The organism is Ramlibacter sp. G4-7, assembly GCF_057784995.1.
This window is the reverse complement of record NZ_JBYNTT010000010.1, coordinates 26,790-44,195: the sequence shown is the minus strand read 5'-3', so window position 1 is coordinate 44,195 and position 17,406 is coordinate 26,790. Positions and strand designations below refer to the sequence as shown.

16 protein-coding genes are annotated in these 17,406 nt (G+C 69.1%); 8 read left to right on the top strand and 8 right to left on the bottom strand.

The window, feature by feature from the left end; all coding sequences use genetic code 11:
- Positions 1-35: 35 nt before the first annotated feature.
- Positions 36-1,601, bottom strand: a complete 1,566-nt coding sequence (gene murJ / locus AC3EGR_RS14985; RefSeq protein ID WP_488547296.1) for a murein biosynthesis integral membrane protein MurJ — start codon at positions 1,599-1,601, stop codon at positions 36-38.
- Positions 1,602-1,717: 116 nt separating this feature from the next.
- Here murJ and rpsT point away from each other — a divergent pair, with 116 nt between their 5' ends.
- Entirely contained in the window at positions 1,718-2,017 is a 300-nt protein-coding gene (rpsT, locus tag AC3EGR_RS14980; protein WP_488547295.1) for a 30S ribosomal protein S20, read from the top strand.
- A 119-nt stretch (positions 2,018-2,136) separates the two neighbouring features.
- Here the strand turns inward: rpsT and AC3EGR_RS14975 are convergent, their stop codons facing one another.
- Entirely contained in the window at positions 2,137-2,439 is a 303-nt protein-coding gene (locus tag AC3EGR_RS14975; protein ID WP_488547294.1) for a DUF3579 domain-containing protein, read from the bottom strand.
- A gap of 275 nt (positions 2,440-2,714) precedes the next feature.
- Between AC3EGR_RS14975 and AC3EGR_RS14970 the strand changes: the two genes are divergently transcribed.
- Entirely contained in the window at positions 2,715-3,908 is a 1,194-nt protein-coding gene (locus AC3EGR_RS14970) for an acetylornithine/succinylornithine family transaminase (protein ID WP_488547293.1), read from the top strand.
- Between the two features lie 5 nt (positions 3,909-3,913).
- A complete protein-coding gene (argF, locus tag AC3EGR_RS14965) occupies positions 3,914-4,831 on the top strand; it encodes an ornithine carbamoyltransferase (protein ID WP_488547292.1) in 918 nt (305 codons plus the stop codon).
- Between the two features lie 23 nt (positions 4,832-4,854).
- Here argF and AC3EGR_RS14960 read toward each other — a convergent pair whose 3' ends face one another.
- Positions 4,855-5,259, bottom strand: a complete 405-nt coding sequence (locus tag AC3EGR_RS14960) for a hypothetical protein (RefSeq protein WP_488547291.1) — start codon at positions 5,257-5,259, stop codon at positions 4,855-4,857.
- Positions 5,260-5,341: 82 nt separating this feature from the next.
- Here AC3EGR_RS14960 and AC3EGR_RS14955 point away from each other — a divergent pair, with 82 nt between their 5' ends.
- From AC3EGR_RS14955 to kynA, 4 genes are all read left to right on the top strand, one after another.
- The gene (locus AC3EGR_RS14955) at positions 5,342-5,677 is read left to right on the top strand and encodes a YkgJ family cysteine cluster protein (protein ID WP_488547290.1); all 336 of its coding nucleotides are present in this window, start codon (positions 5,342-5,344) and stop codon (positions 5,675-5,677) included.
- A gap of 73 nt (positions 5,678-5,750) precedes the next feature.
- Positions 5,751-6,437, top strand: a complete 687-nt coding sequence (gene kynB / locus AC3EGR_RS14950; protein WP_488547289.1) for an arylformamidase — start codon at positions 5,751-5,753, stop codon at positions 6,435-6,437.
- Positions 6,437-7,699: a kynureninase gene (gene kynU / locus AC3EGR_RS14945; protein ID WP_488547288.1), complete on the top strand. Its 1,263-nt coding sequence runs from the start codon at positions 6,437-6,439 to the stop codon at positions 7,697-7,699. The genes kynB and kynU overlap by 1 nt, the downstream gene beginning before the upstream one ends.
- Positions 7,700-7,701: 2 nt before the next feature.
- Positions 7,702-8,544 carry a tryptophan 2,3-dioxygenase gene (gene kynA / locus AC3EGR_RS14940; RefSeq protein WP_488547287.1) on the top strand — a complete coding sequence of 281 codons (843 nt, stop codon included), beginning with the start codon at positions 7,702-7,704 and terminating at the stop codon, positions 8,542-8,544.
- A gap of 27 nt (positions 8,545-8,571) precedes the next feature.
- Here kynA and AC3EGR_RS14935 read toward each other — a convergent pair whose 3' ends face one another.
- The 4 genes from AC3EGR_RS14935 to serC form a co-directional block, all read right to left on the bottom strand.
- Complete coding sequence (locus tag AC3EGR_RS14935; RefSeq protein WP_488547286.1) at positions 8,572-9,741, bottom strand: FAD-dependent monooxygenase; 1,170 nt, start codon at positions 9,739-9,741, stop codon at positions 8,572-8,574.
- A gap of 96 nt (positions 9,742-9,837) precedes the next feature.
- A complete protein-coding gene (locus AC3EGR_RS14930) occupies positions 9,838-12,732 on the bottom strand; it encodes an aconitate hydratase (protein WP_488547285.1) in 2,895 nt (964 codons plus the stop codon).
- A gap of 61 nt (positions 12,733-12,793) precedes the next feature.
- The gene (locus AC3EGR_RS14925; protein ID WP_488547284.1) at positions 12,794-13,984 is read right to left on the bottom strand and encodes a phosphoglycerate dehydrogenase; all 1,191 of its coding nucleotides are present in this window, start codon (positions 13,982-13,984) and stop codon (positions 12,794-12,796) included.
- Positions 13,977-15,059 (bottom strand): 3-phosphoserine/phosphohydroxythreonine transaminase, encoded by a 1,083-nt coding sequence (serC, locus tag AC3EGR_RS14920; protein WP_488547283.1) that lies wholly within the window; start codon positions 15,057-15,059, stop codon positions 13,977-13,979. Before serC ends, AC3EGR_RS14925 begins: the two co-directional genes overlap by 8 nt.
- A gap of 249 nt (positions 15,060-15,308) precedes the next feature.
- On the opposite strand from serC, the gene AC3EGR_RS14915 reads away from it, so the two are divergent.
- A complete protein-coding gene (locus AC3EGR_RS14915) occupies positions 15,309-16,184 on the top strand; it encodes a helix-turn-helix domain-containing protein (RefSeq protein ID WP_488547282.1) in 876 nt (291 codons plus the stop codon).
- A gap of 97 nt (positions 16,185-16,281) precedes the next feature.
- On the opposite strand, the gene sbmA is transcribed toward AC3EGR_RS14915, so the two are convergent.
- The gene (sbmA, locus tag AC3EGR_RS14910; protein ID WP_488547281.1) at positions 16,282-17,298 is read right to left on the bottom strand and encodes a peptide antibiotic transporter SbmA; all 1,017 of its coding nucleotides are present in this window, start codon (positions 17,296-17,298) and stop codon (positions 16,282-16,284) included.
- Positions 17,299-17,406 lie beyond the last annotated feature (108 nt).

The window sequence follows — 17,406 nt, the reverse complement described above, 5'->3', positions numbered from 1 at the left end:
TCAAGCGACCTGCGGGTGAAGGGCAACGGCCGAACTCAGCGCGTGACAAACTGGCGCAGCTTCACGCCCGCGGCCAACAAGGCGCCGAAGTAAAGGACCATCGCGCCGGCGAGCGTCGCGGCCATCATGCCCACGCGCTTCCAGGGCTCCGCGTGCCAGGCCGTCCAGGGAAACGCGTGCGCCGCCCAGGTCAGGAAGACCGCGAGCAGCGCCGAGGCCGCGAGCACCTGCAGGCCGAACACGGGCCAGCCCGGTCGCGGCTTGTAGCTGCCCCGGCGCAAGAGGCCGAACAGCAGGCTGCCGGCGTTGACCAGCGCGCCCAGGCCGATCGACAGGGCCAGCCCCGCGTGGCGGAGGAAAGGAACGAGCGCCGCGTTCAGCAGCTGCGTCACGATCAGCGCCGCGATCGCGATCTTCATCGGCGTCTTCATGTCGTGGTTCGCGTAGTAGCCGGGCGCCAGCACCTTGATCGCGACCAGCCCCAGCAGCCCGGTGCCGTAGCCCGCGAGCGCGATGGCGACCTGGCCCACGTCGCTGTCCTTGAAGGCGCCGTAGTGGAAGAGCGTGGCCACCAGCGGCGCGGCGAACACCAGCAAGGCCACCGAACTCGGGATCGCGAGCAGCACGACCAGCCGCAGGCCCCAGTCCAGCATGCCGGAGTAGCGCTCCTCGTCGCCGCTGGCGCGGGCGGCGGCGAGCTGCGGCATCAGCACCACGCCCAGCGCGACGCCAAGCAAGGCGGTCGGGAACTCCATCAGCCGGTCGGCGTTGTTGAGCCAGCTGACGCTGCCGGCCGGCAGGTAGGAGGCGATCTGGGTATTGATCAGCAAGGAGATCTGCGCCACGCTCACGCCCAGCAGGGCCGGCAGCATGAGGCGCAGCACCTTGCGGGTGGAGGGGTCGTTCCAGCCGGCGCGCAGGCCCGCGAGCGCCACGCCGATGCGCGGCCACATGCCGATGCGGCGCAGCGCCGGCACCTGGATCACCAACTGCAGCACGCCGCCCACCATGACCCCGATCGCCTGCGAGTAGATCGGCTCGATGCCCAGGTGCCGGAACCAGGGTGCGGCCAGCGTGATCGAGGCGATCATCGCCAGGTTCAGCAGCACCGGCGAGGCCGCGGGCACGGCGAACTTCTTCCAGGTGTTCAGGATGCCGCCCGCCAGGGCCACCAGCGACATGAAGCCGATATAGGGGAACATCCAGCGCGTCATGAGCACCGCGGCGTCGTAGGCGTGCGGGTCCTTCTTCAGGCCGCTGGCCAGTGCCCAGACCATCAGCGGCGCGCCGGCCACGCCGGCGATGCACAGGCCCACCAGCGTCCACAGCAGCACCGTGGAGACGTGGTCGACCAGGGTCTTCGCCCCGGCATCGCCGTCGGTCGTGCGCACGCTGGCCAGCACGGGCACGAAGGCCTGGCTGAAGGCGCCCTCGCCGAAGATGCGGCGGAACAGGTTGGGGATGCGGAAAGCGACGTAGAAGGCGTCGGTGAGGGCGGAAACTCCGAAAAAGGAGGCGAACAGGACGTCCCGGACGAGTCCGGTGACGCGGGAAGCCAGGGTGAGGAGGGAGACGGTCGAGGCAGCTTTGAACAGGCTCACCGGCGCGAGTGTAGCCCTGCGATTTGCGCCCGGGCCCGAGGGCGGCAGGGGAAAAGGGGCCGGGCTATAATCGCGGGCTTTGCTGGCAACATCCTCAGACACGTAAAGGATCATCCATGGCTTCAGCCAAACCCAAGAAGAAGAACCCGCGCCTGGCGTCGGGCCGCAAGCGCGCCCGCCAGGACGTGAAACTCAACGCCGCGAACACCTCGCTGCGCTCCAAGTACCGCACCGCGGTGAAGAACGTCGAGAAGGCCGTCGCCGCGGGTGACAAGGCCAAGGCGACCGAACTCTTCGCCAAGGCGCAATCGATCGTGGACACGGTGGCCGACAAGGGCATCTTCCACAAGAACAAGGCCGCGCGCGACAAGTCCCGCCTGTCCGCGAAGCTCAAGGGCCTCCAGGCCGCCGCCTGACGCACCAGCGTCGGGTCAGCCCGTGAACCGCAAGGTTCGCGCCGTTTGAACCGGGTGCGCTGCCAGCAAAGCAAAAAGTGAGAAAGCCGCCTCCGGGCGGCTTTTTTCATGGGCGGTCGTCACTTCTCGAACTTCCCCTCGGACACCTTCAGGTCGTTGTCCCTGGCGAAGTTGATGACGAAGTCCCAGGCCATGGGCTCGAGGTCGCGCAGTTCGCGGTTGACGATGACGCACTTGACGCCCTCGATCACGGTGGGGATGCACCAGGGCGAGTAACTCAGGTGGCTGCCCGGCCGGGCGCCGCCGGGGCGGAAGGAGCTCATGACGCCCGCCAGCCGTTCCGCCCAGTCGCTGGGCCGGAAGGTGCGTCCGTCCCGGGTGATGCCCTGGATGAACACTTCGCGGGGGAGCTTGGAATCCATGTCGATCCGATGCGGCGCGGTGGCGGGGGAAGGCCCTTGCTGCGCTGCACAAGTATTCTATCTTATATAAGAGTTGGCGCCCCGCCATGCTGGCCCGCGGGCCTGTCATCGGGCTGTCGCGGGCATCGCTGTGATGCGGAATTCTCAAACAAAGCACGCATGGCGTGTGCCTACAATCGCGATCCAACGGCTCAATGCGTTGGCACCCCGGGCGCAAGTTCCCCGCGGATCCCGACCTTGAGCCGCTTTCATTTGTGATTCGAGGAAGCGCATCCATGGCCCACATCGAGGCGGCATCGCCCCACACCATGAACACCTACGGCCGGCTGCCGATCGCGCTGGAGCGCGGCGACGGCTGCTACGTCTGGGACGTGAACGGCAAGCGCTACCTCGACGCGCTGGCGGGCATCGCCGTCAACACGCTGGGCCACAACCACCCCAAGCTGGTCCCCGCCCTGCAGGAGCAGGTGGCCAGGATCATCCACAGCTGCAACTACTACCACGTGCCCAACCAGGAAAAGCTGGCGGCCAAGCTGGTGCAGCTGTCGGGGATGACCAACGTCTTCTTCGGCTCGACCGGGCTGGAGGCCAACGAGGCGGCCATCAAGCTGGCGCGCAAGTTCGGGCACGACCGCGGCATCGAGCGCCCGGAGATCGTGGTCTACGAGAAGGCCTTCCATGGCCGCAGCATCGCCACCCTGTCCGCCACCGGCAACGAGAAGGTGCAGCAGGGCTTCGGGCCGCTGGTGGAAGGCTTCATCCGCGTGCCGATGAACGACATCGATGCGCTGAAGAAGGCCACCGAAGGCAACAGGAACGTGGTCGCCGTGATGTTCGAGACCATCCAGGGCGAAGGCGGCATCAACCAGATGCGCATCGATTACCTGCAGAAGGTGCGCGAACTGTGCGACCTGAAGGACTGGCTGCTGGTGATCGACGAAGTCCAGTGCGGCATGGGGCGCACCGGCAAGTGGTTCGCCCACCAGTGGGCCGGCATCGTGCCCGACGTGATGCCGCTGGCCAAGGGCCTGGGCTCGGGCGTGCCGATCGCCGCCATCGTCGCCGGCCCGCGGGCCGCGAACATCTTCCAGCCGGGCAACCACGGCACCACCTTCGGCGGCAATCCGCTCGCCATGCGGGCCGGGGTGGAGACGTTGCGCATCATGGAAGAAGACGGCCTGCTGGAGAACGCCTCCCGCGTGGGCGCGCACCTCAAGGGCGCCCTGGCGCGCGAGATCGGCGGGCTGCGCGGCGTGGTGGAGATCCGCGGCCAGGGCCTGATGCTCGGCATCGAGCTCGATCGCAACTGCGGCGTGCTGACGCAGCGCGCGGCCGAAGCGGGCCTCCTGATCAGCGTGACCGCCGACACCGTCATCCGCCTGCTGCCGCCGCTGATCCTGACCGAGCGCCTGGCCGACGAGGTGGTGGCCATCCTCGCGCCGCTGGTCAAGGCTTTCCTGGCCGAGTGAGCACCATGGGCAAGCATTTCCTGCAGTTCAGCGACTTCAGCACCGAGGAGCACGAGTGGCTGTTCCGCCGCGCGGCGGAGATCAAGCGCAAGTTCAAGGCCTACGAGAAATACCACCCGCTGGCCGACCGCACGCTGGCCATGATCTTCGAGAAGGCCTCCACGCGCACGCGCGTGAGCTTCGAGGCCGGCATGTACCAGCTCGGTGGCTCCGTGGTGCACCTCACCACCGGCGACAGCCAGCTCGGTCGCGCCGAACCGATCGAGGACAGCGCCAAGGTGATCAGCCGCATGGTGGACCTGGTGATGATCCGCACCTTCGGCCAGGACAAGATCGAGCGCTTCGCGGAGCACTCGCGCGTGCCCGTGATCAACGGCCTGACCAACGAGTTCCACCCCTGCCAGATCCTGGCGGACATCTTCACCTACATCGAGCACCGCGGCTCGATCCGGGGCCGCGTCGTGGCCTGGGTGGGCGACGGCAACAACATGGCCAACACCTGGCTGCAGGCGGCGGAGCTCCTGGGCTTCACGGTGCACGTGAGCACGCCCAGCGGCTACGAGGTGGACCAGGACATCGCCGGCATCCGCTCCAGCGAGAGCTACAAGGTCTTCCGCGACCCGATGGAAGCCTGCCGCGGCGCCGACCTCGTCACCACCGACGTGTGGACCAGCATGGGCTTCGAAGCCGAGAACGAGGAACGCCGCAGGGCCTTCGCCGACTGGTGCGTCGACACGGAAATGATGCGCGTGGCCAAGCCCGACGCCCTGTTCATGCACTGCCTGCCCGCCCACCGCGGCGAGGAAGTGGAAGCCGACGTGATCGACGGCCCGCAGTCGGTGGTGTGGGACGAGGCGGAGAACCGCATGCACGTGCAGAAGGCGCTCATGGAGTACCTCCTGCTCGGGCGCGTCGGCGAGTAGCCGCCTGCCCTGCAGGCGCCTGTTCAGGTCATCGCCGCCGAACCCTTGCCGTAGCGCCCTCCCCCGGCGTTCGCCTCGATCTTGCCCAGCTTCACCAGGCGCTGCTCCACCGCGAAGGCGGTGCGCCCCAGCTCCTTCGCAACCTGCCTGAGGGCGACGCCGGCGTCGAAGGCCGTCTCCAGGGCCGCGTCCTCCTGCTCCGTCCACTTCTTGCCGGCGTTGGGCGGCGGGCTGCCGCGCGGCTTGTCCGGCCCCGGCGAGGGGACGACACCCGGGTCCGCGCCTTCGAGCGCACGCGACACGGCGTGCAGGGCCCGGATCACCGGCGGCGCGTTGTACGGGCTGTCTTCGGGCATGGCCTCTCCGGTGATCGGATGAATGCCTTGCGCCAGGGTGTCGATAATCTGCCGGGCGATCTGCAGTTCCATGGGGCCTCCGGGGTGTGGGGTGAACTGTATCCGCATACAGTCCTGCCCCAACGGCCGCACCGCGCCTTGCGTTGACGTTGAAATGTCACAAGAAAATCCCGCCCATCCCTGCCTGCGCTGCGGCGCCTGCTGCGCCGCCTACCGCGTCGACTTCTCCGCCTTCGAACTGCAGGACCTGGGCGGGACCGTGCCCATGGGCCTCGCCGTCGAGGTGACGGGCAGCACCTGGCGCATGCGCGGCACCGACCACCTGCCCGTGCGTTGCGCCGCGCTCAGCGGCAAGGTCGGCGAGCGCGCCGCCTGCGGCATCTACGAGTGGCGGCCCAACCCCTGCCGCGAACTCGAGCCGGGCAGCCCGGCCTGCGAGAAGGCACGCGCCCGGCACGGCCTCGCGCCGCTGGACGCCGCGATGCTTTAAGCCTGAAGGATTTTTGCGGGCTGTTGGAAGCAACCGACACCACGCCGTCCGGCCGCGGCGCACACTGCGCCGCATGCCACGCCTCTGGGACATCTCTCCACCGGTGCAGGAAGGCGCGCCCGTCTTCCCCGGCGACACGCCGTACCGCCAGGCCTGGGCCGCCACCATCACGCCCGGTTGCCCGGTCAACGTCAGCACGCTCACGCTGTCGCCGCACGTGGGGGCCCATGCCGATGCGCCGCTGCACTACGACCCGCAGGGCGTGCCGGTGGGCGCGCTCGACCTGGACCCCTACCTCGGACGCTGCCGGGTGATCCACGCGATCGCCCGCGGCCCGCTGGTGCACTGGGAGCACCTGGCGCACGCGCTGCACGAGCTGCCGCCGCGCGTGCTGGTGCGCACCTACGAACGCGCGCCGGTGCAGCGCTGGGACCCGCACCTGGCCGCGTATGCGCCGCAGACGCTGGAGCGCCTGGCGGACCTCGGCGTGCGCCTGGTCGGCATAGACACCGCCAGCATCGACCCGGCCGACAGCAAGACGCTGGACAGCCACCAGGTGATCCGCCGCCGCGGCCTGCGGGTGCTGGAGAACCTGGTGCTCGATGCGGTGCCCGAAGGCGACTACGAGCTGATCGCCCTGCCCCTGAAACTCATGACGGCGGACGCCTCCCCGGTGCGTGCCGTCCTGCGAAGCCTGCCCAGCCCCGCACGGCCGCCCGAAGGGGCTGTCGCCGTAGTGCGAAGCACGGAGGTGTCCTGATGCTCACGCTGCAAGACTGCCGCGCCCTCGACGCGCAAGACCCGCTGCGCTCGCTGCGCGAACTCTTCACCCTGCCGCCAGGCGTGATCTACCTCGATGGCAATTCGCTGGGCCCGATGCCGCTGGCGGCGCCGGAGCGCATCGCGCGCGCCGTGCGCCAGGAATGGGGGGAAGGGCTGATCCGCTCCTGGAACACGGCCGGCTGGTACGAGATGCCGGCGCGCCTGGGCGACAGGATCGCGGCCCTCATCGGCGCCGGTCCGGGCGAAGTCGTGGCCACCGACAGCACCTCGATCAACCTGTTCAAGGTGCTCAGCGCCGCGCTGTCGATCTGCGCGGCGGATTCCCCGGCCCGGCGTACCGTCATCAGCGAGCGCAGCAACTTCCCCACCGACCTCTACATCGCCGAGGGCCTGTGCCGCGAGCGGGGCCTGGATCTGCAGCTCCTGCAGGCGGAGCAGATCCCCGCGGCGCTGGACGACCGCACCGCCGTGCTGATGCTCACGCACGTCAACTACCGCACCGGCGCCATGCACGACATGGCCGCCGTCACGCGCGCGGCCCATGCGGCCGGCGCGCTGGTCGTCTGGGACCTCGCGCACAGCGCCGGCGCGGTGGAGGTCGACCTGCGCGGCGCCGCGGCGGACTTCGCCATCGGCTGCGGCTACAAGTACCTCAATGGCGGGCCGGGCGCTCCCGCCTTCGTCTGGGTCCATCCGCGCCATGCCGACCGTTTCTGGCAGCCGCTCTCGGGCTGGTGGAGCCATGCGGCACCGTTCGCCTTCACGCACGACTACCAGCCGGCGGCGGGCATCGCGCGCTACCTGTGCGGCACCCAGCCCATCCTGAGCATGACGGCGCTGGAATGCGGCCTGGACACGCTGCTCGCCGCGCAGCCGCTGGGAGGCATGCCGGCGCTGCGCCGCAAGTCGCTGGCGCTGACGGACCTGTTCATCGCGCTGGTGGAGGAACGCTGCGCCGGCCACGGACTGGGGCTGGCGACGCCGCGGGAACATGCGCGGCGCGGCTCGCAGGTCTGCCTCACGCGCGAGAGCGGCGCCTACGCCATCGTGCAGGCCCTGATCGCGCGCGGCGTGATCGGCGACTTCCGCGCCGGGCGTCCCGACATCCTGCGCTTCGGCTTCACGCCCTTGTACCTGGGCTTCGAGGATGTGTGGAACGCGGTGGAGCACCTGCGCGAGGTGCTGGCGACGCAGGAATGGCAGCGGCCCGAGTTCAACCGCCAGCAGGCGGTCACCTGACCATGACGAACAAGCCCGAAGACATCGTCCACGCCGAGCGTGCGCAGCTGGATTTCAGCCGCGACATGAGCTACGGCGACTACCTGCAGCTCGACGCGATCCTGTCGGCGCAGAAGCCGCTCTCGCCCGACCACAACGAGATGCTGTTCATCGTGCAGCACCAGACCAGCGAGCTGTGGATGAAGCTGATGCTGCACGAGCTGTCGGCGGCCATCGCGAGCATCGCGCAGGACCAGCTGCCGCCGGCGTTCAAGATGCTGGCGCGCGTGTCCCGCATCATGGAGCAGCTGGTGCACGCCTGGGACGTGCTGGCGACGATGACGCCGCCGGAATACAGCGCGATCCGGCCCTACCTGGCCAACTCCAGCGGCTTCCAGAGCTGGCAGTACCGCTGCATCGAGTTCCGGCTCGGGAACAAGAACGCGGCGATGCTCAAGCCGCACTCGCACCATCCGGAGCGGCTGTCGGTGGTGCAGGCGGCGTACGAGGCGCCCTCGCTGTACGACGAGGCGCTGCGCCTGCTCGCGCGGCGCGGGCTGCCCGTGCCGCAGTCGCACACCGAGCGGGACTGGACGCAGCCTTACCAGGCGAGCAAGGAAGTCGAGCAGGCCTGGCTGAAGGTGTATCGGGCGCCGCAGGACAACTGGGACCTGTACCAGCTCGGCGAGGAACTCACCGACCTGGAGGACGCCTTCCGCCTGTGGCGCTTCCGGCACGTGACGACCGTGGAGCGCGTGATCGGGTTCAAGCGCGGCACGGGCGGCACCGGCGGCGTGAGCTACCTGCGCAAGATGCTGGACGTGGTGCTGTTTCCGGAGATCTGGCAGTTGCGCACGGAGCTGTAGGCCGAACGCCAGCGACACCGGTCCCCGTCATCGGTACAACCACGGCTGGTCCAGCAGCTTGGCTCCCAGCGTCCGCAAGGCCGTGTTCCGCGCGACGCGCAAGGCCCCCGTCGCGTGGAAGATCGCCCCGTTGCGCCCGGAGCGTTCCTGCACCTTGGCCACCCGTTCCCAGCGGCTGAGCGCATAGCGGCGCATGGCGGTGGCGACGTCCATCACGCGCCCGTCGGCCACCGACAGCACGCGCTGCAGTTCCCGCGCGTCCTCGATCGCCGTCCCCGCACCCTGCGCCAGGTAAGGCCGCATGGGATGGGCGGCATCCCCCAGCAACGCGATGCGCCCGCGCGCCAGCGCCTCCGCCGAGGCGACCGGCTTGCGCGCATGCAGCACCCACAGGCGCCATTCGGGCAGCGAGGCCACGCGCTCGCGCACCGGCGCACACACCGGCCCCAGGGCCGCTTCCAGCTGGGCCTGCGACGCCGCATGGTCCCAGTCGCGCGGATCGCCCGGCTGCGTGCCTTCGACGATGCACACCGCGTTGAGCCATTCGCCGTCGCGCACGGGATAGGTGACGAGATGCATGCGCGGCGCCAGCCAGACCGTCACCTCGTTGCTGCGCAGCCTCGGCGGCAGGTCCTGCTGCCGCGCCATGCCCCGGTAGGCGAGGTGCCCGGTCGCCCGCGGTGCGCCGTCGGGCACGACCAGGGCGCGCAGGCTGCTCCAGACGCCGTCCGCCACGGCCAGCGCATCGCCTTCCACGCCGCTCGCGCGTTCCGTGCGCAAGGCGACGGCGTCCGCCTTTTCCTCCACGCCCAGGACCCGGCAGGCCGGATGCAGGCGCGTGCCCGCCTCCCGCGCCCCGAGCAGCAAGGCCGCGTGGAGGTCCGCGCGGTGCACGGTGAGGTAAGGCGCGCCATAGCGCCGCTCGAAGTCGGCACCGAGCGGGAGCGCGGCGAGCACGGTGCCGTCGACGCCGTCGCGCACGCGCAAGTGCGGCGGCGCGGCCGCCCGCAAGTCCGGCCCGGACAGGCCCCACTCGCGCAGGATGCGCGTGGCGTTCGGTCCCAGCTGGATGCCCGCACCGACCTCGGAGAACTCCGCGGCCTGCTCGAACAGGCGCGCCTCCCACCCGGCACGCCGGGCCGCGATCGCGGCCGCGAGGCCGGCGATCCCGCCGCCGGCCACCAGCAGTTCAAACATCGGAATCCTCCCCCGGGCCTGGCCGCTGCGCGGCCTGCGCCTTCCCCCTGCGCAAGCGCAGAGGGCGCGCGCCTTCGGGCGGCCGCGCGGCGCGCCTCACTGGGCCAGCAGCTGCCTCAGCACGTAGGGCAGGATGCCGCCGTGGCGGTAGTAGTCGACCTCGATCGGCGTGTCGATGCGCAGCGTGAGCTTGACTTCCTGGCTGGAGCCGTCGGGCCGGCGGATGATCAGCGCCGCGCTGCTTTGCGGCTTCAGCTGCGGGTCGATCTCGATGTCGATCAGCTCCTCGCCCGTGAGCCCCAGCGACTGCCAGCTCGTGTCGCCCTGGAACTGCAGCGGCAGCACGCCCATGCCCACCAGGTTGCTGCGGTGGATGCGCTCGAAGCTGCGCGCCACCACCGCCTTGATCCCCAGCAGCTGCGTGCCCTTGGCCGCCCAGTCACGCGACGAGCCCGTGCCGTATTCCTCGCCGGCGAACACCACCGTCGCACGCCCTTGCGCCATGTACTTCATCGCGGCGTCGTAGATGAACATCTGCTCCGCCTGGCCGTCGTCGCCGCGGTAGAGGGTGTAGCCGCCTTCCTTGCGCGAGCCGTCCGGCCCCGCGGGCAGCATCAGGTTCTTGATGCGCACGTTGGCGAAGGTGCCCCGCATCATCACCTCGTGGTTGCCGCGGCGCGAGCCGTAGCTGTTGAAGTCGGGCTTGAGCACGCCGTGCTCCTGCAGCCAGCGCCCCGCGGGCGAGGTGTCCTTGATGGAGCCGGCGGGCGAGATGTGGTCGGTGGTGATCGAGTCCCCGAACAGCGCCATGATCCGCGCATTGCGCACCGCATGCGGCTGCGCGGCGCCGGCCGTGCCGCCCGCCGCGGACGTGGGCGACACCTCCAGGGTGAAGCCCTCGAAGAACGGCGGCTCGGCGATGTAGGTGCTCTCGGGCCAGTCGTAGGTCTCGCCCGAGACGCCCTCGATGTCCTTCCACAGCTCGCCCGGGTCGCTCTTGACCTTCGCGTAGTTCGCCCGGTAGCCCTTGGCGTTCATCGCGTACTTCATCAGCTTGTTCACCTCGTCGCTGGAGGGCCAGATGTCGCCCAGCCAGACGTCCCGGCCCTGGTCGTCCTGGCCCACCGGCTGCGTCATCAGGTCCTTGAGCATCGTGCCGGCCAGCGCGTAGGCCACCACCAGCGGCGGGCTCGCCAGGAAGTTGGCCTTGATGTTGGGGTGGATGCGCGCCTCGAAGTTGCGGTTGCCCGAGAGCACCGCGGCGCAGACCAGGTCGCTCTGGTTGATCGCCTCGTTGATCTCCGAGGTGAGGTCGCCCGAATTGCCGATGCAGGTGGTGCAGCCGTAGCCGGCCAGCGTGAACCCGAGCTGCTCCAGGTAGGGCAGCAGCTTGGCGTCGCGCAGGTACTCGGTGACCATGCGCGATCCCGGCGCCAGCGAGGTCTTGATGTGCGGCTGCACCTTCAGGCCCTTCTCCACCGCCTTCTTCGCCAGCAGGCCCGCGGCCAGCATCACGCCCGGGTTGGAGGTGTTGGTGCAGCTCGTGATCGCGGCGATCAGCACGTCGCCGTTGCCGATGGTGACGTCGCCCACTTCCACGGGCGGCACCGACATCGTGCGGGCCGAGGGCGGCGTGGGCTTGTTGGCCTGCATCTCCAGCTCGAAGCGCGGCGCGTCCACCGGCACCGGCGGGTTGTCCTGCGGCAGGCGCTCCTCCATCAGGTTCACGCCCGGCTTGTGCACCAGGTGGCGCGTCTGCAGCAGGTCGGGCGACTTGTTGAAGCCGTTTTCCCTGACGGGCTTGGAGAACAGCGACTCGAAGGTGGCGGCCACCTTGCCGATCTCGATGCGGTCCTGCGGCCGCTTGGGGCCCGACAGGCTGGGCGTGACCTCGCCGAGGTCCAGCCGCACCACCTGCGAGTAATCCAGTTCGCCCGGCCTGGGCACGCCGAACATGCCCTGGGCCCGGAAGTAGTGCTCCAGCAGCTGGATCTCCTCCTTGCTGCGGCCCGTGCCCTCGAAGTAGTCGATGGTGCGCTCGTCCACCGGGAAGAAGCCCATGGTGGCGCCGTACTCCGGCGCCATGTTGCCGATGGTGGCGCGGTCCGGCACGGCGATGCTGCGGGTGCCTTCGCCGAAGAACTCGACGAACTTGCCGACCACCTTGTGCTTGCGCAGCAGCTCGGTGACGGTCAGCACCAGGTCGGTCGCGGTACAGCCTTCGCGCAGCTTGCCCGAGAGCTCGAAGCCCACGACGTCGGGCGTGAGGAAGTACACCGGCTGCCCCAGCATCGCGGCCTCGCCTTCGATGCCGCCCACGCCCCAGCCGACCACGCCGATGCCGTTGATCATCGTCGTGTGGCTGTCGGTGCCCACCAGCGAGTCGAAGTACACGACGTCGTCGGCGCCGCGGTGCACGCCGCGCGCCAGGTACTCCAGGTTCACCTGGTGCACGATGCCGAAGCCGGGCGGCACGACGCGGAAGGTGTCGAAGGCCTGCATGCCCCACTTCATGAACTGGTAGCGCTCGCGGTTGCGCTGGAACTCCAGCTTCATGTTCAGGTCGATCGCATTCTTCTGCCCGTAGTAATCGACCATGATCGAGTGGTCCACCACCAGGTCGACCGGCACCAGCGGCTCGATGCGGTTCACGTCCTTGCCCAGGCGCTGCGCCGCGCTGCGCATCGCGGCCAGGTCTGCCAGCAGCGGCACGCCGGTGAAGTCCTGCAGCACCACGCGTGCGACGGTGAACGGGATCTCCTGGGTGCGTTCCGCATTCGGCTGCCAGTTGGCGACCTGCGCGACGTGTTCGGCGGTGACCTTGCGGCCGTCGCAGTTGCGCAGCACGGACTCCAGCACGATGCGCATGGACAGCGGCAGCCGCTTGACGTTGGGGAACTGCGCCGCGAGCGCGGGCAGGGAGTAGAACTTTCCACCCAGCCCGGTGCCGGCCTTGAAGCTCTGGAGTGTTTCGGCGAACGCGTGAGCCATCTCGCTACCTCTCGTTGTTGCTTTTCCTCATTGTGCCGCCACCCGGCGGCCCGGGGGGCGCTCAGGAATCGAGCGGCAGGTAACGGACCGACAGCACGCCCGCGATGGCGCGCAGCGCCGCGAGCACCGGCTCGCCCACCGGGCTGTCCACGTCGACCAGGGTGTAGGCCATCTCGCCGCGCGACTTGTTCACCATGTTGTGGATGTTCAGGCCCGCCTGCGCCATGGCGGTGGAGATCTGGCCCAGCATGTTGGGGACATTGGCGTTGGCGATGGCCACGCGCCAGGAGGAGCCGCGGCCCATGCGCACGTCGGGGAAGTTGACGGCGTTGCGCACGTTGCCGTGCTCCAGGAAGTCGCGCAGCTGCTCGGCGACCATGATCGCGCAGTTGTCCTCGGCCTCGCGCGTGGACGCACCGAGGTGGGGCAAGGCGATCACGCGCGCGTGCCGCAGGATGGCGGGTTGCGGGAAGTCGCAGACGTAATGGCCGAGTTGGCGCGCGTCCAGCGCGGCCAGCACGGCCGCATCGTCGACCACGCCCTCGCGCGAGAAGTTGAGGATCACGCCTTCCGCCTGCATCAGCGCCAGGTTCTTCGCGTTCACGAGGTGGCGCGTGGCGGCCACCAGGGGCACGTGCAGGGTGACGAAAAGGCAATGCTTGAGCACGTCCTCGACGCTGGTGGCGCGTTGCACCTGCGAAGGCAGGCTCCAGGCGGCATCGACGGTGATGTCCGGGTCGTAGCCCATCACGTTCATGCCCAGCTTGATCGCCGCATCCGCCACCAGCGACCCCACCTTGCCCAGCCCGATCACGCCCAGGGTCTGGTTGCAGAGCTCGAAGCCGGCGAATGCCTTCTTGCCCTCTTCCACCACCTTCTCGAGATCGCCGGCCGAGGCTTGCAGCGTGTCGACGAAGCGCTGCGCCTCGCCCAGCCGCCGCGCGGCCATCAGCATGCCGGCGAGCACGAGTTCCTTGACGGCATTGGCGTTGCCGCCCGGGGCGTTGAAGACGGGGACGCCCCGGGCGCTCAGGGCCGGGATCGGAATGTTGTTGGTGCCGGCGCCGGCCCGCGCGATGGCCTGCACCGATGCCGGGATGTCCATGCCGTGCAGGTCGGCGGAGCGCACCAGGATGGCGTCGGGCTGCGCGATGTCCTTGCCCGTGCGGTAGCGGCCCGCGGGCAGCCGCTCGAGACCAGCCCTCGAGATCTGGTTGAGGACCAGGACCCCGAAGGACTGCGTCTTATCCATGTTCCTTTTCGAACTCCTGCAGGTACTTCACCAGCGCCTGCACGCCCTCCAGCGGCATGGCGTTGTAGATGGAGGCGCGCATGCCGCCCACCGAGCGGTGCCCCTTGAGCTGGACCATGCCGCGCTGCTGCGCGCCTTGCAGGAAGGCCGCATCCAGCGCGTCGTCCTTCAGCCAGAACGGCACGTTCATGAGCGAGCGGTCCTCCCGGGCGATCGGGTTGCGGAAGAAGCTGCTGCCATCGAGGAAATCGTAGAGGACCTTGGCCTTGCGCGCGTTGTGCTCGGCGATGGCCGCCATGCCGCCCAGCCCCTTGACGTGCTTGAGCACGAGCCCCGCGATGTAGATCGCATAGGTGGGCGGGGTGTTGTACATGGAGTCGTTCTCGCCCTGCACCTGGTAGTTGAAGGCGCTGGGCGTGACCGGCAGCGCGTGGCCGAGCAGGTCCTTGCGCACGACGACGATGGTCAGGCCCGAGGGGCCGATGTTCTTCTGCGCGCCGGCGTAGATCAGGCCGTACCGCGTGACGTCGATCGGCCGCGACAGGATGTCCGAGGACATGTCGGCCACCAGCGGCACCTTGCCCGTGTCGGGCGTCCAGTGGAACTGCACGCCGCCTATGGTCTCGTTGGAGCAGATGTGGACGTAGGACGCACCGGGGTCCAGCTTCCACTGCGCCTGCTTGGGAATCGCGGTGAACTTGCTGGCCTCGCCGGTCGCGGACACGCTGATCGTGCCGAAGGTCTTCGCTTCCTGGTACGACTTCTTCGACCAGTCGCCGGTCAGCACGTAGTCGGCCTTGCCAGTCGCGCCGATCAGGTTCATCGGGACGATCGCGTTCTCGCCGATCGCGCCGCCCTGCATGAACAGGATCTGGTGGGTGGAGGGGATGCCCATCAGCTCGGCGAGCAGGTCCTCCGCCTCGGCGTGGATGCCCATGAACTCCTTGCCGCGGTGGCTCATCTCCATGACGGACATGCCGCAGCCGTTCCAGTCCAGCATCTCCGCGGCGGCCTGGCGCAGGACAGGCTCGGGAAGGGTGGCGGGGCCGGGGCTGAAGTTGATAACGCGGGTCATGGATGCGGGAAGACGGGACGTGCTGGGGCGCGAACGCGCCGGGACGCCAGCATACCAAGATGCCATGGCCCGGCACAGCTCAGGCCCAGGCGGCGGCACGCGCGCGCCCGGGGCAGGCGTCGGGGAAGTGCCCTCGTTCATCACCGCTCCCTCCGCTGGGCAGCCCCGCACGGTCCGCACCGACGGGCGGCAAGGCCATGACCTCGCGGGTCATGGAAGCCGGTGGGCCGCCGCTCTACCATGCAGCCCATGGACATCGCACTCGCCTCGTCCGCGGCGCCGGCTTCGCAGCTGCGGCCCTTCGGTGAACACCTGCGCGACTGGCGGCTGCGCCGGCGCATGAGCCAGCTGGATCTCGCCAGCGAAGCGGAGATCTCCACGCGGCACCTCAGTTTCGTGGAGACCGGCCGCTCGGCGCCCAGCCGCGAGATGGTGCTGCGGCTGGCGGAGCGCCTGGACGTGCCGCTGCGCGAACGCAATGCGCTGCTGATCGCGGCGGGCTATGCGCCCATGTACCGCCAGCGGCCGCTGGAAGATCCCGCCCTGGCTGCCGCGCGCGAGGCGGTGCAACTGATCCTGCGCAGCCACGAACCCTACCCCGCGCTCGCGGTGGACCGCCACTGGAACCTCATCGCCCACAACGCGGTGGTGCCGCACCTGCTGCAGGGCGTGGATGCCTCGCTGCTGCAGCCGCAGCTGAACGTGCTGCGGGTGAGCCTGCATCCGCAGGGCCTCGCGCCGCGCATCGCCAACCTGGGGCAGTGGCGGCACCACCTGTTCGAGCGCCTGCGGCAGCAGGTCCAGGCGACGGGCGACGCGACGCTGCAGGCGCTGGAACAGGAGCTGCGCGGCTACCCGCTGCCGCCGGGAGCCGGCGACACGCGCCTGGAGGGCGAGGTGCTGGGCATCGCGGTGCCGCTGCGCTTTCGAACGCCGGACGGGGAGCTGAACCTGATCAGCACCACGACCATCTTCGGCACGCCGGTCGACGTGACCTTGCAGGAGCTGGCGCTGGAGACCTTCTTCCCGGCGGACGCGTTCAGCGAGCGGGCCCTGCGCGCGGTGGCCAAGGCCCTTCGGCGGGGTTCGCCCGAAGGCTCGGCACCACTCTACGACTACCCCTGAACGCTGCAGGCACTGGGCTGCCGCGGCGTCACCACGCGGGGGTGGCGGCGGCGCGCTGCCGGGAGGCGCGAGAGCGCGAACCCCGGCGCCATCCGGCTCACGGATTCAACGGAACCAGGCCATCGTCCGGCGGCGCCGCATCCGGCTCCTCGATGCGCGACTCGAAGGCGCGCAAGCGCTTGTACACCGAGATCAGCTCCACGATCGTGCTCCAGCTGTACACGAGGTACTGGAAGGACTCCGTCACCTTGTCGAAGGCGCGCGAGATCTGCTGCATCACGCCCAGGGTGATCACGCCGGCGGCCACCGTGGGGCCGATCGCGATCAGCGGGACCAGCACGCTCACCTGCAGGTAGGACCACTTCACCACGTCGAAGTACAGGTAGTGGAAGAACAGGCGGAAGTAGTTGCGCCGCACTTCCTGGAACAGTGCCGCCACCACGGGCCGCTGCGCGCGCGAGGCGTCGTCCTCGCCATACACCAGCTCCTTGCGGTAGGCGGCCTCGCGCCGCTGGTTCTGGAACTGCAGGCCGGGCAGCAGGATGCCCGTGACGGCCAGCAGCAGGGTGCCGAACAAGGCCCAGCCGATCGACACCCACACCAGCGAATGCGGGATCGAGCCGATCACGGGCAGCGCGGTGATCTTGTCCGAGAGCACCCACAGGATGGGCACGAAGGCCGCCAGCGTCATCAGGCTGCGCACCAGGTCCACGCCCAGGCCTTCCATGATGCTGGCGAAGCGCATGGTGTCCTCCTGCACCCGCTGCGCCGCGCCTTCCACGGTGCGCAGCTTCGGCCAGTGCGCCATGTAGTAGTCGTTCATCGCCTGGCGCCAGCGGAAGATGTAGTGCTTGATGAAGAAGTCCAGCACCACCGCCACGGTCACGTAGATCATCGCGATCGACAGGAAGGTCGACAGCTGCTGCCAGTAGGACGCCAGCGTGATGCTCCCCGGTTTCGACAGCGCGTTCTGCACCAGGTCGTAGAAGGTGCCGAACCACTCGTTGATCTGCACGTCGAGCTGCACCCGGTACCAGGTGGCCGCGAGGATCAGGATGGTCCCGAGGATGGACCACGCGAACCAGCGCCGGTCGAGGAAGAAGGAACGGAACATGGACTGTTTTCCTTGGTGTTCTTGCCGTCGGGCATGCTACAAAAGAAAAAGCGGCCGCAGGGCCGCTTTTCTTCAGCGGTGGGGTTCGCTTCGCTCTGCCGCCACCCG